Raw genomic sequence first — 25,486 nt, forward strand, 5'->3', positions numbered from 1 at the left:
TAACCCCTCTGAATCAGCGATCGCGCTCATCCGCAAGGGGGTGAGTAATTACGAAACATTGACTGCCGAGCGCACCGACTACGACGGCTTCCACACCCGCCCGATGAGTTGGGACGACGTGGTGGCCAAGTTCGATCGCCTGGCAGCACTGCATGCCGGTGAGGATCTTCGGCGGCAGATCGTGGAGCTGGTGCGCGACGTCGAGCGGCACTCGGTCGCGGACATGATGACGTTGCTGGCGCGAACCACAGGAGGGGAGACGCTTCCATGATCGAGCCGTTCCTCCTGTCGACCGACCCGTCGGTGCTCGACGACCTCCAGCGGCGTCTCGCCAGCACGCGGCTGCCGCCGTCTCCCGAAAAGCCGGGATGGGAGGATGGGATCGATCTCTCCTACCTCGCCGACCTCGTCTCTCATTGGCGTGATCGGTTCGACTGGCGCTCGCAGGAGGCAGCGCTGAACCGGTTCGCGCACCTCCGCGGCGAGATCAGGGGCACCCCGCTGCACTTCATCCACGAGCGGGGACGGGGCCCCGCGCCGCTCCCGCTCGTCCTCGCCCACGGCTGGCCCGACAGGTTCTACCGCTTCGTCAAGCTGATCCCGCTGCTCACCGATCCGGCGGCGCAATATGGGACCGGGAGCCCACCGTCCGCACTGTATATTGAAGCCGAGGTCGGGTGATGGCGGGTTAACGCCATCACCCTCGGTGCGGCCGCGGGGCCTGTCCTCAAGTACGAGGTTCGCCCTGTCCTACGCTTCGGCTAGCGGACGGACGTTGCAGCCCGCCCGTTAGGACCTCACCCCTTGACCGCCTCGACGTTGACCGCAGACTCCGCCAGTTCGCTCATCAGGTCGTCGCCCTTATGCATGTCCGCGACCGCCGCCTCGAGCTTGGTCGCGTCGTCGTCGAGCTTCAGCGCCTTGGCGAACGCCGCCACCGTGCCGAAGCCGGTGATGCCGTAGTGCGTCATGCGCTGGTACTGCGCGATAATCGCCGCATCGAGCACCGGCCCGGTCTTGGGCGCCTCCTCGACCGTGTGCTTGAGCGCCTCGGCGACCAGGCCCTCCATGCCCTTGCAATGCTCCTTCTTGAGCTTCTCGTCCTGACCCTCGATCAGCGCCTTGAGCACATCAGTGTGCTTAGCAATGCCGTCCTGCGACGCCTGCAGCATGTCCTTCAGCTTCCCGTTGGTCGCCTGCCCAAGGATCTTCTTCAGCGCCTTCGCCATCTGGTCGTTGGCCGACCAGAGGTCCTTCAGCTCGTCGACGTAGAGCTCCTGCAGCGTCTCGATCTCGGCCATGTATCGTCTCCTGTTCGCGAGTGGTTATGACTCAACGAACGGGCGCGCCCTATCGCTCCGATCCGCACCTCCCGACGAGGAGGCGCGCCGACACTGGAGCCTGCGGATTAGATCTTCACCGGCGTCGGGCGACCTTCCTCAGCGCGCGGGAGAGCTCGTCGATCGAGTAGGGCTTGTGCAGCAGTTCGAACCCGTGCGTCCCGGTCTGCGCCAGCACCTCGCTGTAGCCGCTGGTCAGGATGACGGGGACCGAAGGGTAGAGCCGCCCGATCTCGTGCCCCAGTTCGATGCCGGACATGCCGGGCATCATCACGTCCGAGAAGACGACGTCGAACCGATCCGAGCACGAAGCGAGCTCCACCAACGCCTTTGGCCCGTCCATCGCCAGAACGGTGTTGTAGCCAAGCTCGGACAGCGCCTGGGTCGCGAACATGCCGACGTCGACGTTGTCCTCGACGACCAGCACGCAGGCGCCTTCACCGATGGAGAGAGCGTCGTCAGCGGCGACCGCGGTCGCATCGTCCACCTTCCCGGCGACCTGCGGGAGGTAGAGCGTGAACGTCGAGCCGTGACCCTCGCGGCTCTCGACGAAGATGTCGCCGCCGGACTGCTTGGCGAATCCGAACACCTGCGAAAGGCCGAGACCTGTGCCCTCGCCGATGCCCTTGGTGGTGAAGAACGGCTCGAAGATCTGGTCGATCCTCTCAGCCGGAATGCCCGATCCCGTGTCAGTGAGCGAGATTGTCACGAAGTCTCCCTTCACGGCGGGATGCGTGCGTATCGCGGGCATGAGGGACGTCGCGCCGACGGTGATCGTCAGCTCGCCCTCGCCACTCATGGCGTCGCGCGCGTTCACCGCCATGTTGACGACCGCGGTGTCGAACTGGCTCCGGTCGGCATCGATGTAGCAGGGCTCCTCCGCGAGCCGCACGGCGACCTTGATGCGCGAGCCGGTCAGTGTGCGCACCATGTCGCTGATCTGCCGCACGCTGTCGCCCGTGTCGAACACCTCGGGCTTCAGCGACTGCCGCCGGGCGAACGCGAGCAGCTGGCCGGTCAGCTTTGTCGCACGGTCGGCCGTGTCGGCGATCGCGTCGATGTAGCGCAGCCGCCGCTCCTCCGACACGTCGGGGCGGCGCAGCAGGTCGACCGAGCCGCGGATGACGGTCAGAAGGTTGTTGAAGTCATGCGCTACGCCGCCGGTGAGCTGGCCGATCGCCTCCACCTTCTGCGACTGCCGGAGCTGGTCCTCAGCGTTTCGCAGGGCAGAACGGGCTTCCCTGTCGGCGGTGATGTTGCGCCCCGTGGCGTAGATGACCTGATTCGCGAGGACGACCGCCCACTGGAACCAGCGGTAGCTGCCGTCCTCGTGGCGATACCGGTTCTCCATCATCACGGTGTCGCCGTCGACATCCTGCAACAGCGGCTCTAGGGCGGCTGCGTCATCGGGGTGCACGTACACGTCGAGCCGCGTGCCAAGTAGCTTCTCCGGTGCCCAGCCGAGCAACGTGGTCCAGGCCGGATTGACCGCCTTGATCATGCCCTGATGGTCCAAGACCAGCAGGAGGTCGGGCGAGGTATCCCAAAGGCGGCCACGCTCGGCCGTGGTGGCGGCGACGTTGCCGGCGAGCACCTGATTGGCCTGACGTAGATCCTCCAGCGCCGTCGCCAGTTCGCCCTGGCTCTGGCGCAGTGCCTCGTCCGCCAGCCGCTGCTCGGTGCGGTCGCGCAGCACCTTCACGAACCCGACGACGGTGCCGTCATCTCCTCGAAGAGGCGTCATCTCGCCGTTGGCCCAGAAGCGTTCGCCGTCCTTGCGCTGGTGCCAGCGCTCGTCGGTACCGACGCCGGTCTCCAGGGCGAGCCGCATCTCGGTCTGCGGCCGGTCGGTGGCCTGATCCTCAGGCGTGAAGAAGCGATCGACCGGCTGGCCGCACATCTCGTCCTCGGACCAGCCAAGTATGCGCTCGGCGCCCGCGTTCCAGCGCGTGACCAGACCCTCGCGATCGGTTGCGATGATCGCGTAGTCGATGGCGCTGTCGAGGATTTGGCGGTTGCGAGCCTCGCTTTCCCGCACTCTGCGCTCGGCCATGATCTGGCCGGTGATCTCGGTCGTCGCGCAGAAGAATCCGTCGACCCTGCCGCCTTCGCTGCGGATCGGCGTGTAGCCGAACGCGAAGTGCGTCTCCTCGCGATGCCCGTGACGCTCCATCCACAGCGTGATGTCGTCATCGTGGACGGGCGTGCCGGCGTAGGCCTGCGCCGCGAGCGGCCGCAGGTCCTCCGCGATCTCGTGCCATACCTCCAGAAGTGGGTGCCCGAGCGCCTCCGGATGCTTGTCACCGAGCAGCTCGGCGTAGCCATCGTTGTAAAACAGCGTCTGCTCCTCACCCCAGACGATGAACATCGGCTGGTTGCCGTCGACCATCACGCCGAGCAGCGCCTTGAGCGCGACCGGCCACTGCTCGGGCTTCCCCATAGGCGTGCTCTGCCAGTCGTGATCGCGGATGCGCCGCCCGAGTTCGCTGCCGCCGTTGAGAAAGCTGAGCATTCAACGCCTTAAATAGGAGGACCGTGGACGGCTTTTAGCAGACCGTATCAGGCTAATCAGCCCCGCCAAGGCTGCTGCGCGAGCCGCCACGACTTCGCTTCGCGCGGGCGGGGATGCCCGTCAGGAAGAAGCGAAGGAGCGGCCACGGGTTCCATCGGGCGCGGTCGGCACCGTGCCAGATTACGTTCCGACTGGTGCAGGGGACACCGTCCCGCCGCCCCTCACATCTCGAAATGCCGAAGTGCGACCACCATCTCAGTCCAGAATGGAGGTGACCATGACCGAATACCGCAGGTCCGACGAGGCGATCGCGGCGCTCACGCCCGAGCAGCACCGGGTGACGCAGAGGAACGGCACGGAACGGCCCGGCTCCGGCGCGCTGCTCGGAAACAAGCAGTCCGGCATCTACGTCGACGTCGTCTCGGGCGAGCCGTTCTTCGCAAGTTCGGACAAGTACGAGTCCGGCTGCGGCTGGCCCAGCTTCACGAAACCCATCGAGCCGGCCAACGTGAAGGCGACGCGCGACTGGTCGATGCTGATCCCTCGCACGGAGGTCCGCTCGGCACACGGTGACAGCCACCTGGGCCACGTCTTCAAGGATGGTCCGCGCGACCGGGGCGGCCTGCGCTACTGCATCAACTCGGCGTCGCTGCGCTTCGTCGCCCGTGCCGACATGGTCGAGCAGGGCTACGGCGCATATCTCGACCAGATCGAGAAGATCTCCGTTCCCGCCACCACCGAGCGCGCGGTGCTCGCCGGCGGGTGCTTCTGGGGAATGCAGGACCTGGTCCGCAAGCTGCCGGGAGTCGTGTCGACGCGTGTCGGCTATTCGGGCGGCGCCAACGCCAACGCCACCTACCGCAACCACGGCACCCATGCCGAGGCGATCGAGATCGTGTTCGATCCGGCGCGCACCGACTTCCGGACGCTGCTCGAGTTCTTCTTCCAGATCCACGATCCGACGACCCGAAACCGGCAAGGCAACGACCGTGACACCAGCTACCGCTCGGCGATCTTCTACACCGACGAGAGGCAGAAGTCGGTGGCCGCGGACATGATCGCCGACGTCGAGGCGTCGCACCTGTGGCCAGGCCACGTCGTCACCGAGCTGTCCCCGGTCGCTGACTTCTGGGAGGCCGAGCCCGAGCATCAGGACTATCTTGAGCGCAAACCGAACGGATACACCTGCCACTTCGTGCGGCCGAAGTGGAAGTTGCCGCATCGCGCCAAGGCTGCGTGATGGCGGAATCGAGCGCGTGGAACGGGGAGCTGGTTCGCGAGTGGCTGGAAAGCCGTTCTCAAGCCGCAAGGATAGAGCAGGCGGCGGCGGACCGGCGAGGGTACGAGGCGCGGGACGACTTTGACATGGCCGCGGCTGAAGAATGGGTGTGCCAGGTCCTAACTGCCGCCGGGCGCACCGACGATCAGGTGGCGTTCGCCGCTCAGATCAAGGGGTTGCTCGCGCAGGATGACTATCGGATCACTGGCGCCCATGACGACCGACGCGTCGAGCGGTGCGTCCGGGCGACGTTGAGGAAGATCGCCAGGATGACGAAGGCCAACGATGGCTTCGCGAACACGTTGCGCTACCAGAGATGATGTGCGGCCGCTCAGGCGGTGCCTGGGCCAAAGGATCCAACAGACGCATGGGACGCAAGCATTCGAGACATGGCTCCCATGAAGAACAGTCCAGCGAGGACGAGCCGCCGACGGCGGTGGCGCCCTGCTGGCTCTGTGGCCGCCCGACCGGGGCGACCATCGTCTGGCATCATCCCATTCCCAAGAGCCGGGGCGGCCGGGACGTCGTCCCGATGCACCCGATCTGCCAGCAGGCGGTGACGGCGAACTTCACCAACACCGAGCTGCAGCGTCATGGGATGAACGCCGAGGGATTGCTGGCCGACCCGGCCATGCGCAAGTTCGTCGACTGGGTGGCGAAGAAGGACCCCGACTTCACCGCCGCCCTGACGAAGAAGCAGCGCTGATCGTCCTCACCCGGAAACCTTGCTGATGCCGGTCGTCCCGAGACCGGTTCGCGGCGGCATGCCGCCGAGTCCCACCACCTGGCGCGAGCGTCTTGGCGCGCTGCGCAACCTGCCTCCGTTCCTCGCCATGGTGTGGCGCACCAGCCGGCTGCTGACCGTCTCCACGCTCGCGGTGCGGCTGGTGCGGGCGCTTCTGCCGGTGGCCACGCTGTTCGTGGGCAAGCTCATCATCGACGAGGTCGTCCAGCTCAGCCACCTGACCGCCCGTCCGGCCGGCCTCGGCGCGTGGCTCGGCTCGGGCCTGCTCGGCCCCCTCGAAGGTCTCTTGCTGGTGGAGTTCGCGCTGGCGGTGGCCTCCGACCTGCTCGGCCGGTTCGTGTCGCTGGTCGACGGACTGCTCTCCGACCGGGTCAGCAACGACGCCAGCGTTCGGCTGATGGAGCACGCCGCCACGCTCGACCTCGCCGACTTCGAGGACGCGGCGTTCCAGGACCGCATGGACCGCGCCCGCATGCAGGCGAGCGGGCGCATGTCGCTGATGGGCCAGCTGTTCGGGCAAGCGCAGGACATCGTCACGGTGGTCAGCTTCGCCGCCGGGCTGGTCGTCTACGCGCCTTGGCTGATGGTGCTGCTGGGCGTCGCGCTGGTGCCGTCGTTCCTCGGCGAGGCGCACTTCAACGCGCTAAGCTACGCGCTCAGCTACGTACGGACGCCGCAGCGGCGCGAGCTCGACTACGTGCGTCAGGTCGCCGCCAGCGCCGACACGGCCAAGGAGGTCAAGATCTTCGGGCTCAGCCCGTTCCTGATCGACCGTTACCGCACGATCGCGCGCGACACCGTCGAGGCGAGCCGCCGGCTGGCGCTGCGCCGGGCGGTGTGGGGCTCGGGCTTCGCCGCGCTGGGCACGATCGCCTATTATGGCGCCTATGCCTATATCGCCTGGCGCGCGGTGACCGGCGCGCTAACGATCGGCGATCTCACCTTCCTCGCCGCCTCGTTCCTGCGGCTGCGCGGGCTGCTGGAGGGGCTGCTGACCGGCTTCTCGTCCACCGCTGGCCAGGCGCTCTACATCGACGACCTGTTCTCGTTCCTGCGCACAATGCCGGGGATCAGCTCGCCCGAAGGCGCGCTGCCGTTTCCCTCCCCGGTACGGCAGGGCTTCCTATTCGAGGACGTAGGCTTCCGCTATGGGACTGGGTGGCGGATCGCGAGAGCGTCGGCTTCGTCGGACACACGGATCTCGGGCCGGTGGACTTCCTGATCACGAGCGAGGCCCTGGCCGAGCTCCTGAACCCCGATCTGCTCGGCATCGACAGCGAGCTGGCGACCGAGATCTTCGTCGAGTTCGAGGCCGACATCCACCGGATCGCGAGGCGGGAGTTCGTCAGCCGCCTGGGCGGCGAACCGCCCATCCTGATCACCGCAGCCGATGTCGCCGGCTGACCCGAGACTTCCGGGCAGGATCCTCGGAGCCCCTAGCCAACCTCGAGATCGATCGTGACCGAGCGACTGTCCCTGAGAGCCGCACGTCGCGTAGCGCTCGCCGCACAAGGCTTCGGTGCGCCTCGTCCGGCAACCGTCAACCAAGGGCATCTCCGCCGAACGATCGACCGGCTGTCGCTCCATCAGATCGACAGCGTCAACGTGCTCGTCCGCGCGCACTATCTCCCCGCCTTCTCGCGGCTTGGCTCGTATGACCGCACGCTGCTCGATGCAGCGGCGTGGGGCAGGCCATCGGAGCGTCGGCTGTTCGAGTACTGGGCGCACGAGGCATCGCTGCTGCCGCTGACCATGCACCCGCTGCTGCGCTGGCGCATGGCGGCCGCCGAGCGCGGCGAGGCAGGCTGGACCGGCATGCGGCCCTTCGCGACCGAGCGCCGCGCCGAGGCCGACGCCGTGCTGGCGCGCATCGCCGCGGAGGGTCCGATGGCGGCCTCCGACTTCGAGGGCGGCCGCAGCCGCAGCGGCTGGTGGGAGTGGGGCGACACCAAGCGGGCGCTGGAGTGGCTGTTCTGGGCCGGTCTCATCACTACGCGGACGCGGCGCGGCGGCTTCGAGCGCGTGTACGACCTGACCGAACGCGTGATCCCGGCCGCCGTGCTGGCGCTGCCTACCCCCGAGCCCCGCGACGCGCACCGCGCGCTTGTCGAGCGCGCCGCCGCCTCGCTCGGCGTCGCGACCGGATCCGAGCTGCGCGACTACTTCCGTCTCTCGCCGGAGGACGCTCGCGTTGCGGTCGAGACCCTGCGCGAGGAGCGCGTGCTGGTGCCCGTCGCGATCGAGGACCTGAGCCGGCCGGCGTTCCTCCACCGCGACGCGCGGCGACCTCGACGGATCGAAGGACAGTCTCTGGTGGCGCCGTTCGATCCGCTGATCTGGGAGCGATCACGCACCGAGCGGCTGTTCGGCTTCCGCTACCGGATCGGCATCTACACGCCCGTCGAGAAGCGCACCCACGGCTACTACGTGCTGCCGTTCCTGATGGACGAGCGCCTGGTCGCGCGCGTCGACCTCAAGGCCGACCGCCAGCGCTCACGGCTGCTGGTCCAATCCTCGACGCTGGAGGACGGAGCGCCGCCCGACACGGCCGAGCGGCTTGGGATCGAGCAGGAGACGATGGCGGCCTGGCTCGGTCTCGATTGCATCGAGACGAGTGGGTGACGCACGCGACGGCGAGGTTCTCCGTCGAGGGGCCGGCGCGCCGTTCAGGGTGTCGCCATCGCCGCCGCCAGCGTGATACCTCCGGTGCGGCTCGCGCCGGAACGGTCAGTCCTTCCTGGGCGGTCGGACGGTAGCCCCCTTCTGCCACGGCCACCGGCCGTCGATCTCCACCTCGAGCGAGAAGCTGAGGAAGGTTCGGATCAGCACGATGCCGGCCAGAACGGCGAGGCTCCGCAACGTGGGCTCGATGGCGACGGTGTTGATGATGTCGTCCGCGACCAGGAACTCAAGGCCGAGCAGGATCGACCGGCGAGGCTCGAGCGGAAATCCGACACGAGCGTCGCTCGGGAGGCCGATCGCCGCGCATTGCCCATAAGGAAGGTCGCGAGCGAGCCGAACGCGCCGACCACGATGATCGCGGTCCCGACGATCTCCACCGCCGTGGTCGCGAGATGGATCCAGTGGGCTTCGGTGTCGATCATCGTGGCGCGACATCCGACGCCGGACGTGGACATGCAAGCTCGCGCTGCGGCCATCGAACTTGGAAGCCGAGGCGTCTCTCGTCGTCGACCGCGGTCACCGTCGCAGACTGCGGAACGTCAGCGACCACCGTGGCAGCCCCATCTCGGCGATGCTGTGCTCCCACTCGTGGCGCGCCTCGCCGCTCAGGTGGTACGCGCCGCGGGGCGGCAGTGGGGCGGCGAGCCGCTCGAACCGCTCTCCCCGCCGTCGCCGGAACCGCATGGTCGCCGGGGCGCCGAGCGACACTCCGACGACGTGCTCGAACGCCGGCCGGTCCCTGTGCCAGCCGATCCCGGCCCCCGGATCGTAGCGGATGAGCAGCGCCTGGGCGAGGTTGTCGGCCGGCAGTCCGGCGAACCCCGCCGCGCGGTCGCGGAACGGCAGCAGCCAGTCGGGAAGCGGATCGCCCCGCAGGATCCGGCCGCGATCGAAGTCGTAGCTCCAGCCATAGGAGACGGTGAGCCGCTTTCCGGTCCATCCCTGGAAGCGGAACGGGGACAGGTCGGCGGCGTCGATCCGCTCGATCAGCGTCCGCTCCTCGCCCCCGGTGAGAAAGTCGCGAGTGGACGACAGGCCCGGCAGCAGGGGGATGTCGAACAGGTCAGCCATGGTCATGGCGATCTTACTACTGGCGACGGATCGGCGTCAGCGCACCAGCCCTGCATCAACGCGCCTCCGCCGTCGATGGCTCGCTGCCGGAGCCCGCGGCAGTGCCGAACAAGGGAAGCGGCTCACTATTCCCGCTGACCGGCGCCTCGAAGTTGGAGACCGTCACCCCGACCAGCCGGATGCCGGTCTCCGGCGGGTAGATCGAGCGGACGAGGTCGAGGCTCGACTGCCGGAGCGTCGGCTGGTCCGCGACGGCACCGGCATGGCTGCGGCCGCGCGTGATCTGGCGGAAGTCACCGAACTTGACCTTGACGGTGACGGTGCGACCGAACGCCTGGGCCCTCTCGCACCACCGCCATACGTCGTCCGCCATGCGGAGGACGCCGGACTCGATCTCGGCCGGCTCGGTCAGGTCGCGGTCGAAGGTCGTCTCCGATCCCGAGGACTTCCGCACCCGGTCCGGGTTGACGGGCCGATGGTCCACCCCGCGGGCGATGGCGTGGTACCATCCCGCCGAGCTGCCGAAGTGCTGCTCGAGGAAGGCCATCTCCTTGGCCCTGAGGTCCGCTCCCGTCTCGATCCCGAGCCGCTTCATCTTGGCCGCGGTGACCGGACCCACCCCGTGGAAGCGGGAGACCGGCAGCGTCTCCACCCAGGCCGCCCCCATGTCGGGCGTGACCGCGAACTGCCCGTTCGGCTTGCGGTGGTCCGACGCGAGCTTGGCAAGGAACTTGTTGTAGGAGATGCCGGCCGAGGCGTTTAGCCCGGTCACCTCGGCAATGCGCGCCCGGATCGCCTTCGCCGTCGCCCAAGCCGTCGGGAGACCCGAGAGGTTCTCCGTCACGTCGAGGTAGGCCTCGTCCAGCGACAGCGGCTGGATCAGCGACGTGTACTCGGTGAAGATCGCGTGGATCTGCCGCGACACCGCCCGGTAGACGTCGAACCGCGGCGGCACGAAGAGGAGTTCCGGGCAGCGGCGGAGCGCCGTGACGGACGGCAGCGCCGACCTCACGCCGAATGCCCGGGCCTCGTAGCTGGCGGCCGCCACGACGCCGCGCGCGGCGGCATGGCCGACCGCCACCGGCCGACCGCGCAGCGCCGGGTCGTCGCGCTGCTCCACCGACGCGAAGAACGCGTCCATGTCGACGTGGATGATCTTGCGAGTCGCCGTGCCCGTCATGGAGGCATCATAGCACTCGAGGAACGTAGAGGGAACGAGGGCGCTTGCGCGCGCGTGTCGCGGGCCGCGTCAGCTCAGGCCGCAGCACTTCTTGTACTTGCTGCCCGAGCCGCAGGGACAGGGCTCGTTGCGACCGGCCTTCGGCTTCGCGAACGGCTCCGAACCCGTCGACGGCACGCCGGCGCGACCAAGCCGCTGCCCGTTCAGCGTCTCGACCCAGCGCGGGATCAGGCGCGGAGCCTCCTCCGTCATGCGATCGATGACGTCGCGCTCGAGGGCGCCCTCGTGCAGGGCGATCTCGACGAGCGTCAGCAGGCCGCAGAACGCCTCCGAGACTGCCTTGTCGCCATCTACCTCCAGCTCGGCCCAGGCGTCGGGGCGCAGGTCCATCGCCGCCGCGAACCCCTCGATCCATAGCTCCCACAGGATCTCGTCGTTCCTGACGTCCGCCTCCAGGAACGGCTTGTAGCGGCCCGGCCCCTTGGCGAGCGAAGCGATGATGGAGTTGTAGTGCTCCACGACGAGGCCGGCGTACCACTGCGCCTCGCGCTCATCCTCGAAAGGCGAGACCTCGTCCTCACCCCAGACGACGGGCAGCCACTCCCCCGGCAGCACCAGCTCGGGGCAGACGACGACGCCGGCGAGGTAGCCGTCAAGCTCGCTGAGCAGCATGGCGTCGCTCTCGGGCGGCAAGCTGGCAAGTGCGCCGTCGAGGCGACGCAGGCGGGGCGAGGAGATCTGCATGCCTCCTCCTAGGTCGTCCGCTGCGGCCGGCGAAGCCTTCAACGCGCGATGGGTCGGGAAGTCGGAACCCGTCCGATCAGAGCAGGCCCGACGTGCGTCGCAGATGGCGTTGCATTATGGACGAAGCATGCTTCCGAACGTGCCGACGCGTCACGACACGCATTCTACTCAACCCGACTTCGTCGTGATCGACGCGGAGACGGCATGTTCGCGCGTGAGCAGCATCTGCCAGGTCGGCATCGTCGGCTTCCGCGACGGCCGTGAGATCTTCGAATTCGAGACGCTGCTGGATCCGTGCGACGACTTCCATGCGGGCAACATCCGCGTGCACGGCATCACGGCCGCGCACGTCGCCGGCAAGCCCACCTTCGGCACCGCCCATCCGGTCATCGACGGCCACCTGTCCGGACGCGCGACCGTCGCCCATTCGCTGTTCGACAAGGGCGCACTCGCGGCGGCCTGCCGCACGCACAATCGCAACCCGATCGAGACCGTCTGGCTCGACAGCGTCCGCGTGGCGAGGCGGGCGTGGCCGGATCTGCCGAACCACCGCCTCGGGAACCTCGCCCGCCACCTCGGCGTCCGGCACCGCCACCACGACGCGCTGAGCGACGCCCGCGCCGCGGGATGGGTGATCGTCAGGGCGATCGAGCACACCGGCCTGTCGCTGGCCGATTGGATGGCGCCGCCGAGACCCGCCGGCCTGCCACCCAAACCTGCTGCGGACGGCCCGCTCAGGGGCGAGCGCGTCGCGATCGTCGGCGAGCCGCGGGACGGCTCACTGGCCCATGCGGTGGCGGCAATGGGCGGCGTGGTGGTGTCCTCGGTCGGCGCCCGCACCACCATCGTTGCAGTCGCCGGCAACGAGCCGTTCGGCCGCGCGATACGAGCGAGCGCCGCTTTCCGACGGGCCGAGGCGGCCAGGCGCACGGGCCAGCGGCTGAGGATCGTCTCCGGATCGGAACTCGCCGGGGCCGTAAGCGACGAAGGAGGGGGCTTACCTACGACCTGGGAGCAGCCAACCCCACCTGTCGTGTGAAGCGCCCCGGCCCGTCGTGGACGACGGGGATGCTCGCGCGAGCTCTGCGCTCCTTCCGAACGGGCGACCCGTCCCGCGTGAGTGCCGCCATGGGCCACACGAAGACCGCCGTCCCACAGAGTGGTCCCGCCGGGCCATACCCGCCCGACCGGCGTGCTGGCTTGGCGATGCTTCAGCAGGCCCGGTTTGATATCGCTGCCCGTAGTCAGCGTTGACGTGGCCGCGGGGCTCGACGATCGTCGAAGGATGCGGAGACATGATCCAATACTCGCCAAGCTGCGCGCCCGCATTCCACTCGCGGACCTCGTGGGCGAAACCGTCGATCTCAGGCCCGCCGGGACCAAACTGCGAGGCCGCTGCACCGCTCACCGGGACGAAGGCGGCGGGCTCTACGTCGACGAAGCCGAAGGCTACTATCTCTGCTACTCGTGCGGTCGGAGCGGCGACGTCGTGAGGTGGACCCGGGAGACCTACTTGTGCAGCGAACAGGCCGCCATCGAACTGCTCTGCCGAAGGGTGGGCTGGACACCTCCTGCGGCTTGAACCTCGATCCGGTGCAAGCTAGACGGACTGGCGTTCGGCATCTTCCTGGCGATCGCCGGTTTCGTCATCCTCGCGACCGGTCTGTCCTTCGCGATCGGACGTCTGCTCGGTCGAGCCTGATCGCCCCCGCTAACCAGCGGCTCACGGGCGTTCGACCGGTGCGATCGATTCAGCGCTCGCCGCCAGGCTCCCGATCCGACATGCTGCGGGCATGGCCAACTCTCAGACCACCGTGTCGTACATCGTCGATCAGCTGTGGTCAGCCATCAGCGTGACGGCCAAGCCGATGTTCGGCGACCATGGGCTTTACTGCGACGGCAAGATGGTTGCGATGATATGCGACGGCGGGCTCTTCGTCAAACCGACGGCAGGCGGGCGGGCGATCGCCGGAAACATCGAGGAGGCCTCACCCTATCCAGGTGCGAAGCCGTGCCCTCTGATCGATGCCAACCGCTGGGACGACGCCGACTGGCTGGTCGACCTCGCCCAGATCACGGTCGCGGAGCTGCCTCCCATGCCGAAGCAGACGACGAAGACCGGGCGGAAAAAGGCGCCCTGATGGATCCGGTGACCCTCAGGGCGGTGGCGGAGATGGCGCGGCAGCGCGCGACCGTCGCCAAGTCGTCGGTGCTCCGCGAGCGACTGCAGGACAAGCGCGACGGTCTCGAGCGGCTCGGAGCGGCACGCGCGCTCGATCAGCTGGCACGGGATCTCAAGGCAACAGCGGACGAGTTCGAGGCGCGCCTCGACACCGCCGACGAGTGAACCATTCCGTAAGGTCCTGCTTCAGAATGGGCCTCGCGCCGACGCAGTCGACCGATCTTGCCAACATCGATTGACGCTGCACCGCGGCATGCCCACGGATCGGCTCGGGCGCCCGACGACACGTTTGCCCTGCGCTCTGCGGGCGCCGCGGCCTCTCCCCTCAGCACCGCGTCAGATACCCCGAGTGTCGCACAGACCTCCGCCACGAATGCCGCCTCGGCGGCCGCTTCGGGCCGCAGGCCGTGGTCTACGGTCGCGGCGTGCAGCCGGCCCCCGAGGGCTGCGCGCGAGAGCAGCAGCAGAGCCAGGCTGTCGACGCCGCCCGACACCGCGACTTGCACGTGACCGGCTTCGAGATCGTAGAGGGCGCAAGATCAAGCCGGAACCTCTCCACAGCGTCGAGGCAGATTGTGACGCGGTTCGACTTCGGTGTTCCTGCGCGCGGTGCGGTCATGCAAAATCTAGGCAGCACAAGGGCCGGCTAAAAAAGGGAGAGTGTAGCTTGACACGACCATAGCAGATTGTGGCCCCCAGCGGCGGCGATCTCCAGCGCGCGCTTGGCGGTCTCCTGACCCTTCACCTGTTTGAGGTCGGGGCCATAGGTCACCTCCTCCACCTCGCCGGGCGCGGGCGGGCTCAGCAGGCCGTGCCCCTTCAGGTGGTTGAGGAGCTGCAACAGGTCGGGCGCGGCCAGCACCTCGATCCCGCCGCTCCACGCCGCCTCCGATCCTTGCGAGGCCGGGCAGATCAGCCCCTTCCCCACCGCCGCGGCATGGAGCGCCGCGAGCAGCACGCCCGGCGAGGGCTGGATGCGCGCGTCGAGGCCAAGCTCACCCACCACCACATAGTCCGCCAGCGCCTCGGCATCGACGACGCCCATCGCCGCCAGCAGCCCGAGCGCGACGGGCAGGTCGTAATGTGATCCCTCCTTGGGGATGTCGGCGGGCGACAGGTTGACGACGATCCGCTTGGGCGGCAGCGCGAGGCCCATGGCGGCGACCGCGCCGCGTACCCGCTCGCGGCTTTCCGCCACCGCCTTGTCGGCGAGGCCGACGACGTGGAACGCGGGCAGGCCGGGGATCAACTGCACCTGAACCTCGACGGCGCGGGCCTCCAGCCCGAGATATGCCACCGTCGCCACCGTCGCCGTCATCTACGCGAGCCCCCACCCGATCGCCCCTGCCGCGACTGGGGGAGCATAGCGGGTTGTGTCGAAAAGAGAACATCTTAACAGTGACCAAGCCCGGTTGCTTGATGCGAGGTTTGTCGGTTAGGCTAACCCGTCTAGCTTTGGGGAATTAGCTTGGCTCGCGAGAAGAAGTGCCCGCGGTGCGCGGAAATGGTGAAAGCTGACGCCTTGGTCTGCCGTTATTGCGGATATGAGTTCCGAGTTGCCGATATGAAGCGGGTGTCTGAACGGCCGGGGTGCCTCAAGCTGTTTGGAATCACTTTCGCTGTTTTGGTCGGCCTCGTAGTGTTCACCTCGATACTTATTGGCCCTAAATCATCATCTATTAATGGCGCGTCTACTGCCGACAACACCTTCTCGAACGATCCTGCGCAGGTAAAAGAAAAAGCCGACGAAACCAGGCGAGGTGAGATAGCGCTTGCGGCCGGAAAGGCGCTTAAGCAATCTGTCCGCAACCCTGACTCGCTCGTAATTGAGCAGGCATTTTCCAACGACAATGAAAGTCTACTCTGCGTCGAGTACCGCGCACAGAACGGATTTGGCGGAATGAATCGAGAGTTCGTGGCTTTTCAAGACGGCGCTACACACCAGAGCTCCGCATTCTGGAATAAGCATTGCCGCAAGGGCCTTCACAACCAGACCTACAACGTAAGAACTGGCACGGGTCTTTCATAAGTCAGCAGTCTCAAGTCTGTAATTTGACAGGCCGTTTGCAAGCAAATTGTCCTACCCCATTTCGCGCGCATGGTCACTTCTAGCTACTCCGTCGGCCGGTTTGCGCTGCTGGCATTGGCGAACTGCTCGTGGCGGCGGCGTCCTTAACGGGCGCTCTGCCGAGGCCGGGCGGCATGTTTCTGTTCGCGGGCGGGCTCGCGTTTTTGCTGCGCAACCCTGGTTGAGCGCGCAAGCCAAACGGGCGATTTGGTGTTGGCCGCGCGCGGGCGCGGTCGTCGATAAGGCAATACGCTGACCGGGCGCACGGCAGCGGCGCGAGTGCGAGAGAGCCACTCCTGTTTGACGTCGTGGTTTTAGACGTATATGCGCGCCCCATCAACGGCCGTCCCTCGGGCGGCCTTTTCCTTTTCGAGCGCACGGGCACGTGCCAGCCGGGTGATGAACGATGAAGCGGACTTTCCAGCCGAGCAATCTGGTGCGGGCGCGCCGTCACGGCTTCCGCGCGCGGATGGCGACGGTGGGCGGCCGCACCGTCATCCGCGAGCGCCGCAACCGCGGCCGCAAGAAGCTGTCGGCGTAAAGACCCTTACACAGCGGCGCGACTTTCTCGCCGCCAACAAGGCGCGGCGCGCGCCGATGCCGGGCTTCGTGCTGCTGGTCCGCCGGCGTGACGATGGCGATCCATCGATCCGGCTCGGCATCACCGTAACCAAGAAGGTCGGCAACGCGGTCGTCCGCAACCGCATGAAGCGGCGGTTCCGCGCGCTGGGGCGCGAATTGCTGCCGACAGGCGGCGTGCCCGGTGCCGACCATGTGCTGATCGGGCGCAGCGACGGTGTCGAGCGGCCGTTCGATCAGCTCCGCGCCGAGCTCGTCAAGGCGCTTGCCAAGGCCCGGCGGGCGTGAACGCCGCCGTCGCGCGCGTGCTGATCCTGCTCGCACGCGGGTGGCAATTGGGGCCGTCCTTGCTCCTGCCGCCGACGTGCCGGTTCAGTCCCAGTTGCTCGGCCTATGCAATCACCGCGCTTCGCCGCTATGGAGCGACGAAAGGGAGCTGGCTCGCGGCCAAGCGCATCGCGCGCTGCCACCCGTTCGGCGCCCATGGCCACGATCCCGTGCCCTGATCTCCTCTGGGCGCGGCGGCGTGTCCTGACACAAGGTACTGCCCCGTGAAGGAAGACACCCGCAATTTCGTGATGTTCGCGGTCCTCGCGGCGCTGATCCTGTTCGGCTGGCCGATCGTGTCCGCCCGGTTCTTCCCCGTCGCCAATCCGCCCGCGACCCGGATCGTCAACGGCAAGTCGCAGGCGCTGCCCAATCCGGCCGCCGACCCCACCGCCGATAGCCCGGTCGCGACGCGTGACCGCGCCGTCGTGCTGCGCGAGACGCCGCGCATCCGGATCGCGACGCCCAAGCTCGCGGGCTCGATCGACCTGAAGGGCCCGCGGATCGACGATCTGGTGCTGGTCCAATATAAGGAAACGGTCGCCAAGGACTCCGCGCCGATCCGGCTGCTGTCGCCCGCCGGCGCGCCTGAGGCGTATTTCGCGCAGTTCGGCTGGCGCGGCGATGGCCTCAAGGTGCCGGACGCGAGCACCGTCTGGAAGGCGTCCGCCCCCGTCCTGTCGCCCGGCCACCCGGTGGCGCTCACCGCCGACAACGGCGCGGGCCTGGCCTTTCGCATCGATCTATCGGTGGACGACGGCTATATGATCACCGTCCGCCAGACGGTCGGCAATGCGAGCGGCGCGACGGTGCCGGTCGCGGCCTATGGCCTCGTCAGCCGCACCGGCGTGTCGAAGGATGCGACCAGCCGCACGATCCATACCGGCCCCATGAGCGCGCATGACGGCAAGGCCGATTACGGCATCGACTTCGCCGACGTCGACAAGGGTGCGCAGCGGTTCACCACCACCGGCGGCTGGCTGGGCTTCACCGACAAATACTGGCTGACGGCGCTGGTGCCCGACCAGGCCCGCGGCTTCGACGGTGAGTTCCGGGCCGGCGCCGGAGAGGGCATGACCCGCGCGTATCAGGCGGACTTCACCGCCGCACCCCAGACGCTCCGCCCGGGCCAGGCGGTGACGCAGGTCAGCCGGTTCTTCGCGGGCGCCAAGGAGACCCGGCTGATCGACGGCTATAACGACGGCGGCAACGGCGTGGCGGGCATCGCCAACTTCGACCGTGCGATCGACTGGGGCTGGTTCCGCGTCGTCGAGAAGCCGATCTTCTATTATCTCGACTGGCTGTTCCGCCATGTCGGCAACTACGGCCTCGCGATCGTGCTGCTCACCTGCACGATCCGGCTGCTGATGTTCCCGATCGCGCAGCGCCAGTTCGCGAGCATGGCGGCGATGCGCTCGCTCCAGCCCAAGATGAAGGTGGTTCAGGAACGCTACAAGGACGACAAGGCGCGCCAGCAGCAGGAGGTGATGGCGCTGTACAAGCAGGAAAAGGTGAACCCGCTCGCCGGCTGCCTGCCGACCTTCCTCCAGATCCCGATCTTCTACGCGCTGTACAAGATGCTGCTGGTGACGATCGAAATGCGGCATCAGCCGTTCATGCTGTGGATCAAGGACCTGTCGGCGCCCGATCCGCTGACGCCCGTCAACCTGTTCGGCGTGCTGCCGTTCAACCCGCCCGGGGTGCTGCACCTGGGGCTGCTCGCGATCCTGCTCGGGGTCACGATCTGGCTGCAGATGCGGATGAACCCGGCCGCCGCCGACCCGACGCAGCAGCAGGTGATGCAGTTCATGCCGTGGATCATGATGCTGTTCTTTGCGCCGCTCGCGGCCGGACTGCAGCTCTATTACATCGCCAGCAACCTGCTGACGCTCGCGCAGCAGCGATTCCTGTACTCGCGGCATCCGCAGCTCAAAATATCCAAGGCCGTCGCGGGCAGGACGACGTGACCGATCCCGGGTCAGACGAGGAGGCGCGCGCCGCGCTGGTCGAGGCGGCACGCAAGCTGTTCGCCGGGCCGGTCGCCTTCCTGCGCTCCGCCCCCGCGCTCGAGCATCTGCCCGATGCCGCGGTGCCGGAGGTCGCGTTCGCCGGCCGCTCCAATGTCGGCAAGTCGTCGCTGCTGAACGCGCTCACCGGCCGCAACGCGCTCGCGCGGACGTCCAACACGCCGGGGCGGACGCAGGAGCTCAACTTCTTCGATGTGGGCGAGCCGCTGGCGTTCCGGCTGGTCGACATGCCCGGCTACGGCTTCGCCAAGGCGCCGCCCGACGTGGTCCGCCGCTGGCGCTACCTCGTCAACGATTTCCTGCGCGGGCGACAGGCGTTGAAGCGCACGCTGGTGCTGGTGGACGCGCGCCATGGCCTGAAGGAGGTCGACCGCGAGATCATGACGATGCTCGACAAGGCGGCGGTCAGCTATCGGCTGGTCCTGACCAAGGTCGACAAGATCAAGCCGAGCGAGCTCGCGAAGGTCGCCGACGAGACCGCGGCGGAGGCCCGCAAGCGCCCGGCCGCTCACCCGGAGGTATTGTCGACGTCGAGCGAGACCGGCCTCGGCATCGCCGACCTGCGCGCGGCGGTGCTGGAGGCGGTAGGCTGAGTCGCCTCCGCCCCGCGTTGACGGGCCGCCGCGAACCGGCGATCATCGGCGCGGAAACAGGGAAGAACGACGATGGCCACCATGGCGGATGACCGCTTCTCGCGGACGGATGACGGGCGGCAGTTGCGCTATACCAACGTGGCGATCCTCCTCCACTGGGCGATCGCGCTCGGCATCCTCTACAATCTGGCGACCGGCCTGTTCGGCGAGTATCTTCCGAGCGGTGCCTTCGCCTTCCACATCTCGTCCGGGATCACCGTCCTCGCGCTCACCGTCGTGCGCGTCGTGTGGCGGCTGACGCATCGGCCGCCGCCCAAGCTGCCGATACCGACGTGGCAGAAGCGTCTTGCGGACGCCGTCTATCTCCTGTTCTACGCGGGCATGATCCTGCTGCCGTTGTCCGGCTGGGCGATGGTGTCGGCGAGCCCGCCGGCGGGCTCGCCGGGCGCCGCCTGGGCCGCCGAGCACTCGCGCGTCCCTGCGCCGCCCGCACCGGTGCCGACCGGGAAGCCGGCCGCCTCCGCTCCAGGCGGTCCGGCCGGCGCGGGCAAGGGCGGTGGCCAGCCGCCGACGAAGCACGGGCCGATCATGATCTGGGGCCTGTTCCCCCTGCCGCTGATCGCGCCGGTGAGCGACATCGGCCGGACCGTCGACCGGGTGTCGGAGCAGCGCGCGCTGCACGAGCGGATCGAGGGCGTCCATCTCGCCGGCGGCTGGATCATGCTCGCGCTGCTGTTCCTGCACGTCGCGGGCGCGCTGAAGCACCAGTTCGTCGACCGCGAGCGCGAGTTGCAGCGCATGGGCCTCGGCGGGCGGAGAACCGCATAGTGGCGGAGGAGTTCGAGGTTCGCGGGCATCACGAGAGCGTCCTCGACCGCCAGGCCGAAGAAGGCGAGCCGCTGGCGCAGCGGATCGCGCTGTTCTCAGCGATGCTCGCGACGATCGGCGCGGTCGTCAGCCTGGCGGGCGGGCACACGGAAAGCGACGCGCTCTATTCCAAGAACGAGGCGGTGCTGCTGAAAGCGCAGGCATCCGACGTCTGGGCCTATTATCAGGCCGAAGGGATCAAGCGGCATGTCGACGAGCAGGCACCCGACGCGGCGACCCCCGCCCGCCGGGCGGAGATCGCCCGCTACGGCGTCAAGGCCCGCGCGCTTCAGACGCAGGCGGAGGCGCTGGACCGACGGTCGGAGGAGGCGAACGTCGAATCCAACCAGTCGTTCAGGCCGCACATCAAGCTCGCCATCGCGATGACCTTCGTTCAGATCGGCATCGCGCTCGCCTCGATCACCGCGCTCACGCGCCGCCGCTGGCTGTTTTCGCTCGCCGCCTCGGCCGCGGCGGTCGGCTGCGTGCTGGCGCTGGTCGCCTGGTTGTAGGCCGGTCCTCGACTGATATTAACCGTTCGCCCTGAGCTTGTCGAAGGGTGTGCCCCAAGGCAGGTGCTTCGACAAGCTCAGCACGAACGGAGTTGGTAGATCAGCCTAATCGGAACAGCTCTAATCGCGGTTAGGCGCGCGGATGGGCGTTGCGGTACACGTCCATCAGATGCGCCGCGTCGACCTGGGTATAGACTTGCGTCGAGCTCAGGCTCGCATGGCCGAGCAGTTCCTGGAGCGAGCGCAGGTCTGCGCCACGGCCCAGCAGATGCGTCGCGAAACTGTGGCGCAGCGCGTGCGGCGTCGTGCGGTCGGACAGGCCGAGCGTTGCCCGCGCCGCCTGTACGGCGCGGCGCACGATCGCGGGGTCGAGCGGGCCGCCCTTCGCGCCGCGGAACAGCGCGGCATGGCGGCTGATGCCCCAGGGCACCTGCGCCGCATAGGCCTCGATCGCGTCGCGCACCTGTGGCAACAGCGGCACCATCCGCGTCTTGTCGCGCTTGCCGGTGACGGTCAGCACCCGGCCGAGCGGCAGGATCGCGCCCGTCAGGCCCAGCGCCTCGCCGATCCGAAGCCCGGCGCCGTACAGCAGCAGCAGCACCGCCCAGTCGCGCGCGCCGATCCACGGCTCGGCCGCATCCTCCGCGACCGTCTCGGCCAGTGCGATGGCTTCGGCGGGTGACACGGGACGCGGCACGCCGGGCTTCACGCGCGGACCTCGGACGCGCACCGGCTCCGCCCCCGCGAACGCCAGGAAGCCACGCAGCGCCGACAACTCGCGCGCAGCCGAGGCGTTGACCAGCCCCTCGCCGCGCCGTGCCGCTAGGAACGCGCGCAGCTCTGCCGCGTCGACGCTCGCGAGGCCCGCTCGCCCGACGACCTCTCCACGATGCCGGGCGATGAAGGCCAGCAATCGATGCGCGGTCGCGACATAGGCGCGCACCGTATGCGCCGATCGCCGACGATCGCGGGCGAGATACGCGCTCCACGCGGGCGCCAGCGCTTCGGGATCGAGCGGGTCCATGGTCCCTGCTGCATCAGGCGGGCGCGGCGGCGCAAAGGGTTTTTAAACCTCCCGCCGGTTACTCATCGGTCATGGCCAATGCCCCACGTCTTCTTCCCGGCCTCGACGAGGTGCGCCGGCTGACCGCGTTGCAGGGATTGGCGCTGCTCGACACCGAAGCGGAGGAGGAGTTTGACGCGCTGGTGGCGCTGGCCGCCGACATGCTGGGCTGCCCGACCGCGATGCTCAACCTGATCGATCGCGACCGGCAATGGGTGAAGGCGCGATCGAGCCCCGGCTTCACCGAGACGCCGCGCGGGCTGGCCTTTTGCGACTGGACGATCCGGGGCAGCGAACCGCTGGTGATCGACGACGCCACGACCGACGTGCGCTTCGCATCCAATCCATTGGTGACCGGCCCCGAGGCCTTGCGCTTCTATGCCGGCACGCCGATCCACGCGGTCGACCGAAGCGGCGAGCGGCAGGCGATCGGCGCGCTATGCGTGATCGACACCGCGCCCCGCTGCCTCGATCATCGCGGCCGGCGCGCGCTGGCGCACCTCGCGACGATCGCCGAGGCGCTGATCGCCGCGCGCGGCGCCGCCATCCGGTCGCTCGATGTCGCGCGGGCGAGCGAGGCGCTGGCGACCGAGCTCACTCGCAAGGACGACATCTTCCGCCAGGCCGAGCGGATGGCGATGATCGGGTCGTGGCGCTTCTCGCTCGACGACGCGCGGCTCGAATGGTCGGACAACGTGTACCGCATTCATGGTCTGCCGATCGGCGGCGCGCTGCCCATTGATGGAGCGCTGGACCATTATGCGCCCGCGTCGCGTGCCCGGGTCAGCGCCGCGCTCGTCCGGACGATCGAGACGGGGGAGCCGTTCGCGATCGAGGAGGATTTCGTCACCGCGCAGGGCGAGTACCGCCGCGTTCGGTCGCTGGCCGAGCGCGAGATGGCCGATGGACGCCCGATCGCGATCTTCGGCGTCTTCCAGGACGTTACCGACCGGCACGCGCTGGAGACGGCGCTGCGCCGATCGGCCGACACCGACGTGCTGACCGGCCTCGGCAACCGCGCGGCGTTCGAGCGCGCACTGAGCGCGGCCATGGACCGCGCCCGCGGCGGCGATCGGCCGTTGCTGCTGGCGATGATCGATCTCGATGGATTCAAGGCGATCAACGACACGCTGGGGCATCTGGCCGGCGACGACGTGCTGCGCGGCGTCGGCCGGATGCTGCGCGCGCCGTGGCTCGCCGGCAGCTGCGCCGCACGGCTGGGCGGTGACGAGTTCGCGCTCATCATCGAGGAACCGGCGCTCGCCGCCGATCCCGTCACGCTGGTCCGGCGGATCGAGGACGGGTTGCGGGTGCCCGTCTCGGTCGGCGGCCTCGGCATGATCGCCGCCGGCACGGTGGGCATCGCTGCGCTCGATCCCGACCACGGTGCGGTGCGCGATCTGGTCCACGCCGCCGACACGGTGCTGTACGCCGCCAAGCGCCAGCGGGTCGGCGATCGTCGACGGAACGACCGGCGTACCGGCTAGTCGTCCTGTGACGCGGCGCTAGGCCCCGGCGGCGGGTCGTCCTATCTAGCGGGCATGTCGCGCGCCCGCGTCCTCCTCCTCAACGCCGCGCTCGGTCCGCTCGACTATCGGGTGCCGCACGGCATGACCGTCGAGCCCGGCTCGGTCGTCGTCGCACCCTTGGGTCCGCGCCAGTTGCTCGGCGTCGTCTGGGAGCCCGAGGCGATGCCGTCGGACGCGGAGGTCGGCGACAATCGCCTGCGCAACCTGCTCGCCGTCGCCGATGTGGCGCCGCTCGGCGCGCCGCTGCGCCGGCTGGTGGAGTGGACCGCGGCCTATTACCTCGCGCCGCCCGCCGCCGTGCTGCGGATGGCGCTGTCGTCCACCAGCGCGATCGAGGGCGCGCGGATGATGGTGGAATATCGCGCGACCGGCGAGGTGCCCCTACGCCTGACGCCGGCGCGCGCGCAGGCGCTGGAGCGGATCGGCGACCGCCAGGGCCTGATCCGCGAACTGGCGACGATGGCGGACGTGTCCGAAGCGGTCGTGCGCGGGCTGGTCAAGGCGGGCGCGATCGAGGCGGTGTCGGCGGACATCGACAGCCCCTATCCGGTACCCGATCCCGACCATGCGCCCCCTGCCCTGTCCGCCGACCAGCAGGCCGCCGCCGACCGGCTCGCCGCCGATGTGCGTGCGCGGGCCTTTGCGCCCACGCTGCTCGACGGCGTCACCGGATCGGGCAAGACCGAAGTCTATTTCGAGGCGGTCGCCGCCGCGATCCGGGCAGGGCTCCAGACGCTGGTGCTGCTGCCCGAGATCGCGCTGACCGAGCCGTTCCTGCGCCGCTTCGCCGAGCGGTTCGGCTGCGAGCCGGTGGCGTGGCATTCGGGGCTCCGCTCCACGCAGCGACGGCGGGCGTGGCGCGCGATCGCGAGCGGCCAGGCGCTGGTGACGGTCGGCGCGCGATCGGCGCTGTTCCTGCCCTACCGCAACCTCGGCCTCCTCGTCGTCGACGAGGCGCACGAGACGAGCTTCAAGCAGGAGGAGGGCGTCCACTATCACGCCCGCGACGTGGCGGTGATGCGCGGCCGGTTCGAGGAATGCCCGGTCGTGCTCGCCTCCGCCACGCCGGCGATCGAGACGCGTCAGCAGGTGGCGCTCGGCCGCTATGCAGAGCTGCGCCTGCCGAGTCGGTTCGGCGCCGCCGAGATGCCCGCGATCGCGGCGATCGACATGATCGCCGACCCGCCCGAACGCGGTCGCTGGCTGGCGCCACCGCTGGTGCGGGCGCTCGCCGAGACGCTGGAGCGGCGCGAGCAGTCGCTGCTGTTCCTCAACCGGCGCGGCTATGCCCCGCTGACCCTCTGCCGGACCTGCGGGCATCGCTTCCAATGCCCCAATTGCACCGCCTGGATGGTGGAGCACCGGTTGATCCGCCGACTCGCCTGCCACCATTGCGGCCATGCCGAGCCCACGCCCCGCGTCTGCCCCGAGTGCCAGGGCGAGGACACGCTGGTCGCGTGCGGCCCCGGCGTCGAGCGGATCGCGGACGAGGTGCGCGCGCTGCTGCCCGAGGCGCGGGTGGCGATCGTCACCTCCGACACGGTCTGGTCGCCCGCCAAGGCGGCAGAGTTCGTGGGGAGGATGGAGGCGCACGACATCGACATCGTCGTCGGCACGCAGCTCGTCACCAAGGGCTATCACTTCCCCAATCTGACGCTCGTCGGCGTGGTGGACGCCGACCTGGGGCTGGAGGGCGGCGACCTGCGCGCGGCGGAGCGCACCTTCCAGCAGGTACGCCAGGTGTCGGGTCGCGCCGGTCGCGGCGAGAAGCCCGGCCGCGTGTTCATTCAGACGCATCAGCCTGGTGCGCGCGTGATGCAGGCGCTGGTGACGGGCGACGCCGACGCCTTCTACGAGGCGGAGACGGAGGCGCGGCGCGAGGCGGGGGCGCCGCCGTTCGGTCGCTATGCGGCGATCGTCGTGTCGGCGGAGGAGCAATCGGCAGCGCATGCCACCGCCACCGCGATCGGCCGCGCCGCGCCGCAGACCGAAGGCATGCATGTCTATGGCCCCGCGCCCGCGCCGCTCGCGATGCTGCGCGGGCGGCACCGCTACCGCCTGCTGGTCCACGCCCGCCGCGCGCTCGACGTACAGGACTTGATCCGCGCCTGGCTGGGCGCGCTCGACTGGCCGCCCAAGGTGCGGGTGAGCGTGGATGTCGATCCGTACAGCTTCCTGTAGAGCTT

At 68.7% G+C, this 25,486-nt stretch carries 29 protein-coding genes and 2 pseudogenes; 22 read left to right on the plus strand and 9 right to left on the minus strand.

Annotated elements, in window-relative coordinates:
• Both ACFE65_RS04160 and ACFE65_RS04165 read left to right on the plus strand, forming a co-directional pair.
• Positions 1-271: hypothetical protein (locus tag ACFE65_RS04160; RefSeq protein ID WP_375381085.1), on the plus strand; the 271-nt coding region annotated here is incomplete at its 5' end.
• Positions 268-681 (plus strand): epoxide hydrolase N-terminal domain-containing protein, encoded by a 414-nt coding sequence (locus ACFE65_RS04165; RefSeq protein ID WP_375381086.1) that lies wholly within the window; start codon positions 268-270, stop codon positions 679-681. The genes ACFE65_RS04160 and ACFE65_RS04165, both read left to right, overlap by 4 nt.
• A 116-nt stretch (positions 682-797) precedes the next feature.
• Here the strand turns inward: ACFE65_RS04165 and ACFE65_RS04170 are convergent, their stop codons facing one another.
• Together ACFE65_RS04170 and ACFE65_RS04175 are read right to left on the minus strand one after the other, a co-directional pair.
• Positions 798-1,301: a ferritin-like domain-containing protein gene (locus ACFE65_RS04170; protein ID WP_375381087.1), complete on the minus strand. Its 504-nt coding sequence runs from the start codon at positions 1,299-1,301 to the stop codon at positions 798-800.
• 115 nt (positions 1,302-1,416) lie between these two features.
• Complete coding sequence (locus tag ACFE65_RS04175) at positions 1,417-3,852, minus strand: PAS domain S-box protein (protein WP_375381088.1); 2,436 nt, start codon at positions 3,850-3,852, stop codon at positions 1,417-1,419.
• 277 nt (positions 3,853-4,129) lie between these two features.
• Between ACFE65_RS04175 and ACFE65_RS04180 the strand changes: the two genes are divergently transcribed.
• The 6 genes from ACFE65_RS04180 to ACFE65_RS04205 are packed head-to-tail and all read left to right on the plus strand — an operon-like array spanning position 4,130 to position 8,498.
• Entirely contained in the window at positions 4,130-5,092 is a 963-nt protein-coding gene (locus ACFE65_RS04180; RefSeq protein WP_375381089.1) for a bifunctional methionine sulfoxide reductase B/A protein, read from the plus strand.
• Positions 5,092-5,451 (plus strand): hypothetical protein, encoded by a 360-nt coding sequence (locus ACFE65_RS04185; protein ID WP_375381090.1) that lies wholly within the window; start codon positions 5,092-5,094, stop codon positions 5,449-5,451. Before ACFE65_RS04180 ends, ACFE65_RS04185 begins: the two co-directional genes overlap by 1 nt.
• Positions 5,452-5,498: 47 nt before the next feature.
• Positions 5,499-5,837, plus strand: a complete 339-nt coding sequence (locus tag ACFE65_RS04190; RefSeq protein ID WP_375381091.1) for a hypothetical protein — start codon at positions 5,499-5,501, stop codon at positions 5,835-5,837.
• 58 nt (positions 5,838-5,895) lie between these two features.
• Entirely contained in the window at positions 5,896-7,098 is a 1,203-nt protein-coding gene (locus ACFE65_RS04195; RefSeq protein ID WP_375381092.1) for a hypothetical protein, read from the plus strand.
• The gene (locus ACFE65_RS04200; protein ID WP_375381093.1) at positions 7,086-7,280 is read left to right on the plus strand and encodes a hypothetical protein; all 195 of its coding nucleotides are present in this window, start codon (positions 7,086-7,088) and stop codon (positions 7,278-7,280) included. The genes ACFE65_RS04195 and ACFE65_RS04200 overlap by 13 nt, the downstream gene beginning before the upstream one ends.
• Positions 7,281-7,334: 54 nt before the next feature.
• Positions 7,335-8,498 (plus strand): winged helix-turn-helix domain-containing protein, encoded by a 1,164-nt coding sequence (locus tag ACFE65_RS04205; RefSeq protein ID WP_375381094.1) that lies wholly within the window; start codon positions 7,335-7,337, stop codon positions 8,496-8,498.
• Positions 8,499-8,603: 105 nt separating this feature from the next.
• On the opposite strand, the gene ACFE65_RS04210 is transcribed toward ACFE65_RS04205, so the two are convergent.
• The 4 genes from ACFE65_RS04210 to ACFE65_RS04225 form a co-directional block, all read right to left on the minus strand.
• Complete coding sequence (locus ACFE65_RS04210; protein ID WP_375381095.1) at positions 8,604-8,993, minus strand: DUF1622 domain-containing protein; 390 nt, start codon at positions 8,991-8,993, stop codon at positions 8,604-8,606.
• A gap of 81 nt (positions 8,994-9,074) precedes the next feature.
• Positions 9,075-9,629, minus strand: coding sequence for an alpha-ketoglutarate-dependent dioxygenase AlkB (locus ACFE65_RS04215; protein WP_375381096.1), 555 nt, complete (start codon positions 9,627-9,629; stop codon positions 9,075-9,077).
• Between the two features lie 55 nt (positions 9,630-9,684).
• Positions 9,685-10,809, minus strand: coding sequence for a DNA polymerase IV (gene dinB, locus ACFE65_RS04220; protein WP_375381097.1), 1,125 nt, complete (start codon positions 10,807-10,809; stop codon positions 9,685-9,687).
• 69 nt (positions 10,810-10,878) lie between these two features.
• Positions 10,879-11,553, minus strand: a complete 675-nt coding sequence (locus ACFE65_RS04225) for a UPF0149 family protein (RefSeq protein ID WP_375381098.1) — start codon at positions 11,551-11,553, stop codon at positions 10,879-10,881.
• A 184-nt stretch (positions 11,554-11,737) separates the two neighbouring features.
• On the opposite strand from ACFE65_RS04225, the gene ACFE65_RS04230 reads away from it, so the two are divergent.
• The 4 genes from ACFE65_RS04230 to ACFE65_RS04245 all read left to right on the plus strand — a co-directional run bounded on the left by ACFE65_RS04230 (position 11,738) and on the right by ACFE65_RS04245 (position 13,900).
• Positions 11,738-12,592, plus strand: a complete 855-nt coding sequence (locus tag ACFE65_RS04230) for an exonuclease domain-containing protein (protein WP_375381099.1) — start codon at positions 11,738-11,740, stop codon at positions 12,590-12,592.
• Between the two features lie 186 nt (positions 12,593-12,778).
• Positions 12,779-13,135 carry a CHC2 zinc finger domain-containing protein gene (locus ACFE65_RS04235; protein WP_375381100.1) on the plus strand — a complete coding sequence of 119 codons (357 nt, stop codon included), beginning with the start codon at positions 12,779-12,781 and terminating at the stop codon, positions 13,133-13,135.
• 232 nt (positions 13,136-13,367) lie between these two features.
• On the plus strand, positions 13,368-13,694 hold the full coding sequence (locus ACFE65_RS04240; RefSeq protein WP_375381101.1) for a TfoX/Sxy family protein: 327 nt from the start codon (positions 13,368-13,370) through the stop codon (positions 13,692-13,694).
• Entirely contained in the window at positions 13,694-13,900 is a 207-nt protein-coding gene (locus ACFE65_RS04245) for a hypothetical protein (RefSeq protein WP_375381102.1), read from the plus strand. The genes ACFE65_RS04240 and ACFE65_RS04245 overlap by 1 nt, the downstream gene beginning before the upstream one ends.
• Here the strand turns inward: ACFE65_RS04245 and ACFE65_RS04250 are convergent.
• Both ACFE65_RS04250 and ACFE65_RS04255 read right to left on the minus strand, forming a co-directional pair.
• On the minus strand, positions 13,831-14,241 hold the full coding sequence (locus ACFE65_RS04250; RefSeq protein WP_375381103.1) for an ATP-binding protein: 411 nt from the start codon (positions 14,239-14,241) through the stop codon (positions 13,831-13,833). The genes ACFE65_RS04245 and ACFE65_RS04250 overlap by 70 nt on opposite strands.
• A gap of 173 nt (positions 14,242-14,414) precedes the next feature.
• A pseudogene (locus ACFE65_RS04255) lies at positions 14,415-15,053 on the minus strand (magnesium chelatase domain-containing protein); the annotation flags it as partial.
• Positions 15,054-15,203: 150 nt separating this feature from the next.
• Between ACFE65_RS04255 and ACFE65_RS04260 the strand changes: the two are divergent.
• The 8 genes and pseudogenes from ACFE65_RS04260 (at position 15,204) to ACFE65_RS04295 (ending at position 20,708) form a co-directional block, all read left to right on the plus strand.
• Complete coding sequence (locus ACFE65_RS04260) at positions 15,204-15,764, plus strand: zinc ribbon domain-containing protein (RefSeq protein ID WP_375381104.1); 561 nt, start codon at positions 15,204-15,206, stop codon at positions 15,762-15,764.
• A 445-nt stretch (positions 15,765-16,209) separates the two neighbouring features.
• The gene (gene rpmH, locus ACFE65_RS04265; RefSeq protein ID WP_375381208.1) at positions 16,210-16,344 is read left to right on the plus strand and encodes a 50S ribosomal protein L34; all 135 of its coding nucleotides are present in this window, start codon (positions 16,210-16,212) and stop codon (positions 16,342-16,344) included.
• Positions 16,345-16,358: 14 nt separating this feature from the next.
• Positions 16,359-16,670, plus strand: a pseudogene (gene rnpA / locus ACFE65_RS04270) (ribonuclease P protein component); the annotation flags it as partial.
• A complete protein-coding gene (gene yidD, locus ACFE65_RS04275; RefSeq protein ID WP_375381105.1) occupies positions 16,667-16,888 on the plus strand; it encodes a membrane protein insertion efficiency factor YidD in 222 nt (73 codons plus the stop codon). The pseudogene rnpA and the gene yidD, both read left to right, overlap by 4 nt.
• 45 nt (positions 16,889-16,933) lie before the next feature.
• Entirely contained in the window at positions 16,934-18,676 is a 1,743-nt protein-coding gene (gene yidC / locus ACFE65_RS04280; RefSeq protein ID WP_375381106.1) for a membrane protein insertase YidC, read from the plus strand.
• Complete coding sequence (gene yihA / locus ACFE65_RS04285) at positions 18,673-19,329, plus strand: ribosome biogenesis GTP-binding protein YihA/YsxC (RefSeq protein WP_375381107.1); 657 nt, start codon at positions 18,673-18,675, stop codon at positions 19,327-19,329. Before yidC ends, yihA begins: the two co-directional genes overlap by 4 nt.
• 72 nt (positions 19,330-19,401) lie before the next feature.
• Positions 19,402-20,157 (plus strand): cytochrome b, encoded by a 756-nt coding sequence (locus ACFE65_RS04290; RefSeq protein WP_375381108.1) that lies wholly within the window; start codon positions 19,402-19,404, stop codon positions 20,155-20,157.
• Positions 20,157-20,708, plus strand: coding sequence for a DUF4337 domain-containing protein (locus ACFE65_RS04295; protein WP_375381109.1), 552 nt, complete (start codon positions 20,157-20,159; stop codon positions 20,706-20,708). Before ACFE65_RS04290 ends, ACFE65_RS04295 begins: the two co-directional genes overlap by 1 nt.
• Positions 20,709-20,838: 130 nt before the next feature.
• Here the strand turns inward: ACFE65_RS04295 and ACFE65_RS04300 are convergent, their stop codons facing one another.
• The gene (locus ACFE65_RS04300) at positions 20,839-21,732 is read right to left on the minus strand and encodes a tyrosine recombinase XerC (protein WP_375381110.1); all 894 of its coding nucleotides are present in this window, start codon (positions 21,730-21,732) and stop codon (positions 20,839-20,841) included.
• A gap of 71 nt (positions 21,733-21,803) precedes the next feature.
• Between ACFE65_RS04300 and ACFE65_RS04305 the strand changes: the two genes are divergently transcribed.
• The gene (locus ACFE65_RS04305) at positions 21,804-23,258 is read left to right on the plus strand and encodes a diguanylate cyclase domain-containing protein (RefSeq protein ID WP_375381111.1); all 1,455 of its coding nucleotides are present in this window, start codon (positions 21,804-21,806) and stop codon (positions 23,256-23,258) included.
• Between the two features lie 54 nt (positions 23,259-23,312).
• A complete protein-coding gene (locus ACFE65_RS04310) occupies positions 23,313-25,481 on the plus strand; it encodes a primosomal protein N' (RefSeq protein WP_375381112.1) in 2,169 nt (722 codons plus the stop codon).
• The last annotated feature ends 5 nt before the right edge of the window (positions 25,482-25,486 follow it).

Source organism: uncultured Sphingomonas sp. (assembly GCF_964237335.1).
Taxonomy (GTDB): domain Bacteria; phylum Pseudomonadota; class Alphaproteobacteria; order Sphingomonadales; family Sphingomonadaceae; genus Sphingomonas.

Excerpts from the sequence above, each read along its gene's own strand:
- ACFE65_RS04165 (WP_375381086.1), top strand. The coding sequence starts at position 268 with ATGATCGAGCCGTTCCTCCTGTCGACCGACCCGTCGGTGCTCGACGAC.
- ACFE65_RS04170 (WP_375381087.1), bottom strand. The coding sequence starts at position 1,301 with ATGGCCGAGATCGAGACGCTGCAGGAGCTCTACGTCGACGAGCTGAAG.
- ACFE65_RS04175 (WP_375381088.1), bottom strand. The coding sequence starts at position 3,852 with ATGCTCAGCTTTCTCAACGGCGGCAGCGAACTCGGGCGGCGCATCCGC.
- ACFE65_RS04180 (WP_375381089.1), top strand. The coding sequence starts at position 4,130 with ATGACCGAATACCGCAGGTCCGACGAGGCGATCGCGGCGCTCACGCCC.
- ACFE65_RS04185 (WP_375381090.1), top strand. The coding sequence starts at position 5,092 with ATGGCGGAATCGAGCGCGTGGAACGGGGAGCTGGTTCGCGAGTGGCTG.
- ACFE65_RS04190 (WP_375381091.1), top strand. The coding sequence starts at position 5,499 with ATGGGACGCAAGCATTCGAGACATGGCTCCCATGAAGAACAGTCCAGC.
- ACFE65_RS04195 (WP_375381092.1), top strand. The coding sequence starts at position 5,896 with ATGCCGCCGAGTCCCACCACCTGGCGCGAGCGTCTTGGCGCGCTGCGC.
- ACFE65_RS04210 (WP_375381095.1), bottom strand. The coding sequence starts at position 8,993 with ATGTCGCGCCACGATGATCGACACCGAAGCCCACTGGATCCATCTCGC.
- ACFE65_RS04215 (WP_375381096.1), bottom strand. The coding sequence starts at position 9,629 with ATGGCTGACCTGTTCGACATCCCCCTGCTGCCGGGCCTGTCGTCCACT.
- dinB (WP_375381097.1), bottom strand. The coding sequence starts at position 10,809 with ATGACGGGCACGGCGACTCGCAAGATCATCCACGTCGACATGGACGCG.
- ACFE65_RS04225 (WP_375381098.1), bottom strand. The coding sequence starts at position 11,553 with ATGCAGATCTCCTCGCCCCGCCTGCGTCGCCTCGACGGCGCACTTGCC.
- ACFE65_RS04245 (WP_375381102.1), top strand. The coding sequence starts at position 13,694 with ATGGATCCGGTGACCCTCAGGGCGGTGGCGGAGATGGCGCGGCAGCGC.
- rpmH (WP_375381208.1), top strand. The coding sequence starts at position 16,210 with ATGAAGCGGACTTTCCAGCCGAGCAATCTGGTGCGGGCGCGCCGTCAC.
- ACFE65_RS04290 (WP_375381108.1), top strand. The coding sequence starts at position 19,402 with ATGGCCACCATGGCGGATGACCGCTTCTCGCGGACGGATGACGGGCGG.
- ACFE65_RS04300 (WP_375381110.1), bottom strand. The coding sequence starts at position 21,732 with ATGGACCCGCTCGATCCCGAAGCGCTGGCGCCCGCGTGGAGCGCGTAT.
- ACFE65_RS04305 (WP_375381111.1), top strand. The coding sequence starts at position 21,804 with ATGGCCAATGCCCCACGTCTTCTTCCCGGCCTCGACGAGGTGCGCCGG.
- ACFE65_RS04310 (WP_375381112.1), top strand. The coding sequence starts at position 23,313 with ATGTCGCGCGCCCGCGTCCTCCTCCTCAACGCCGCGCTCGGTCCGCTC.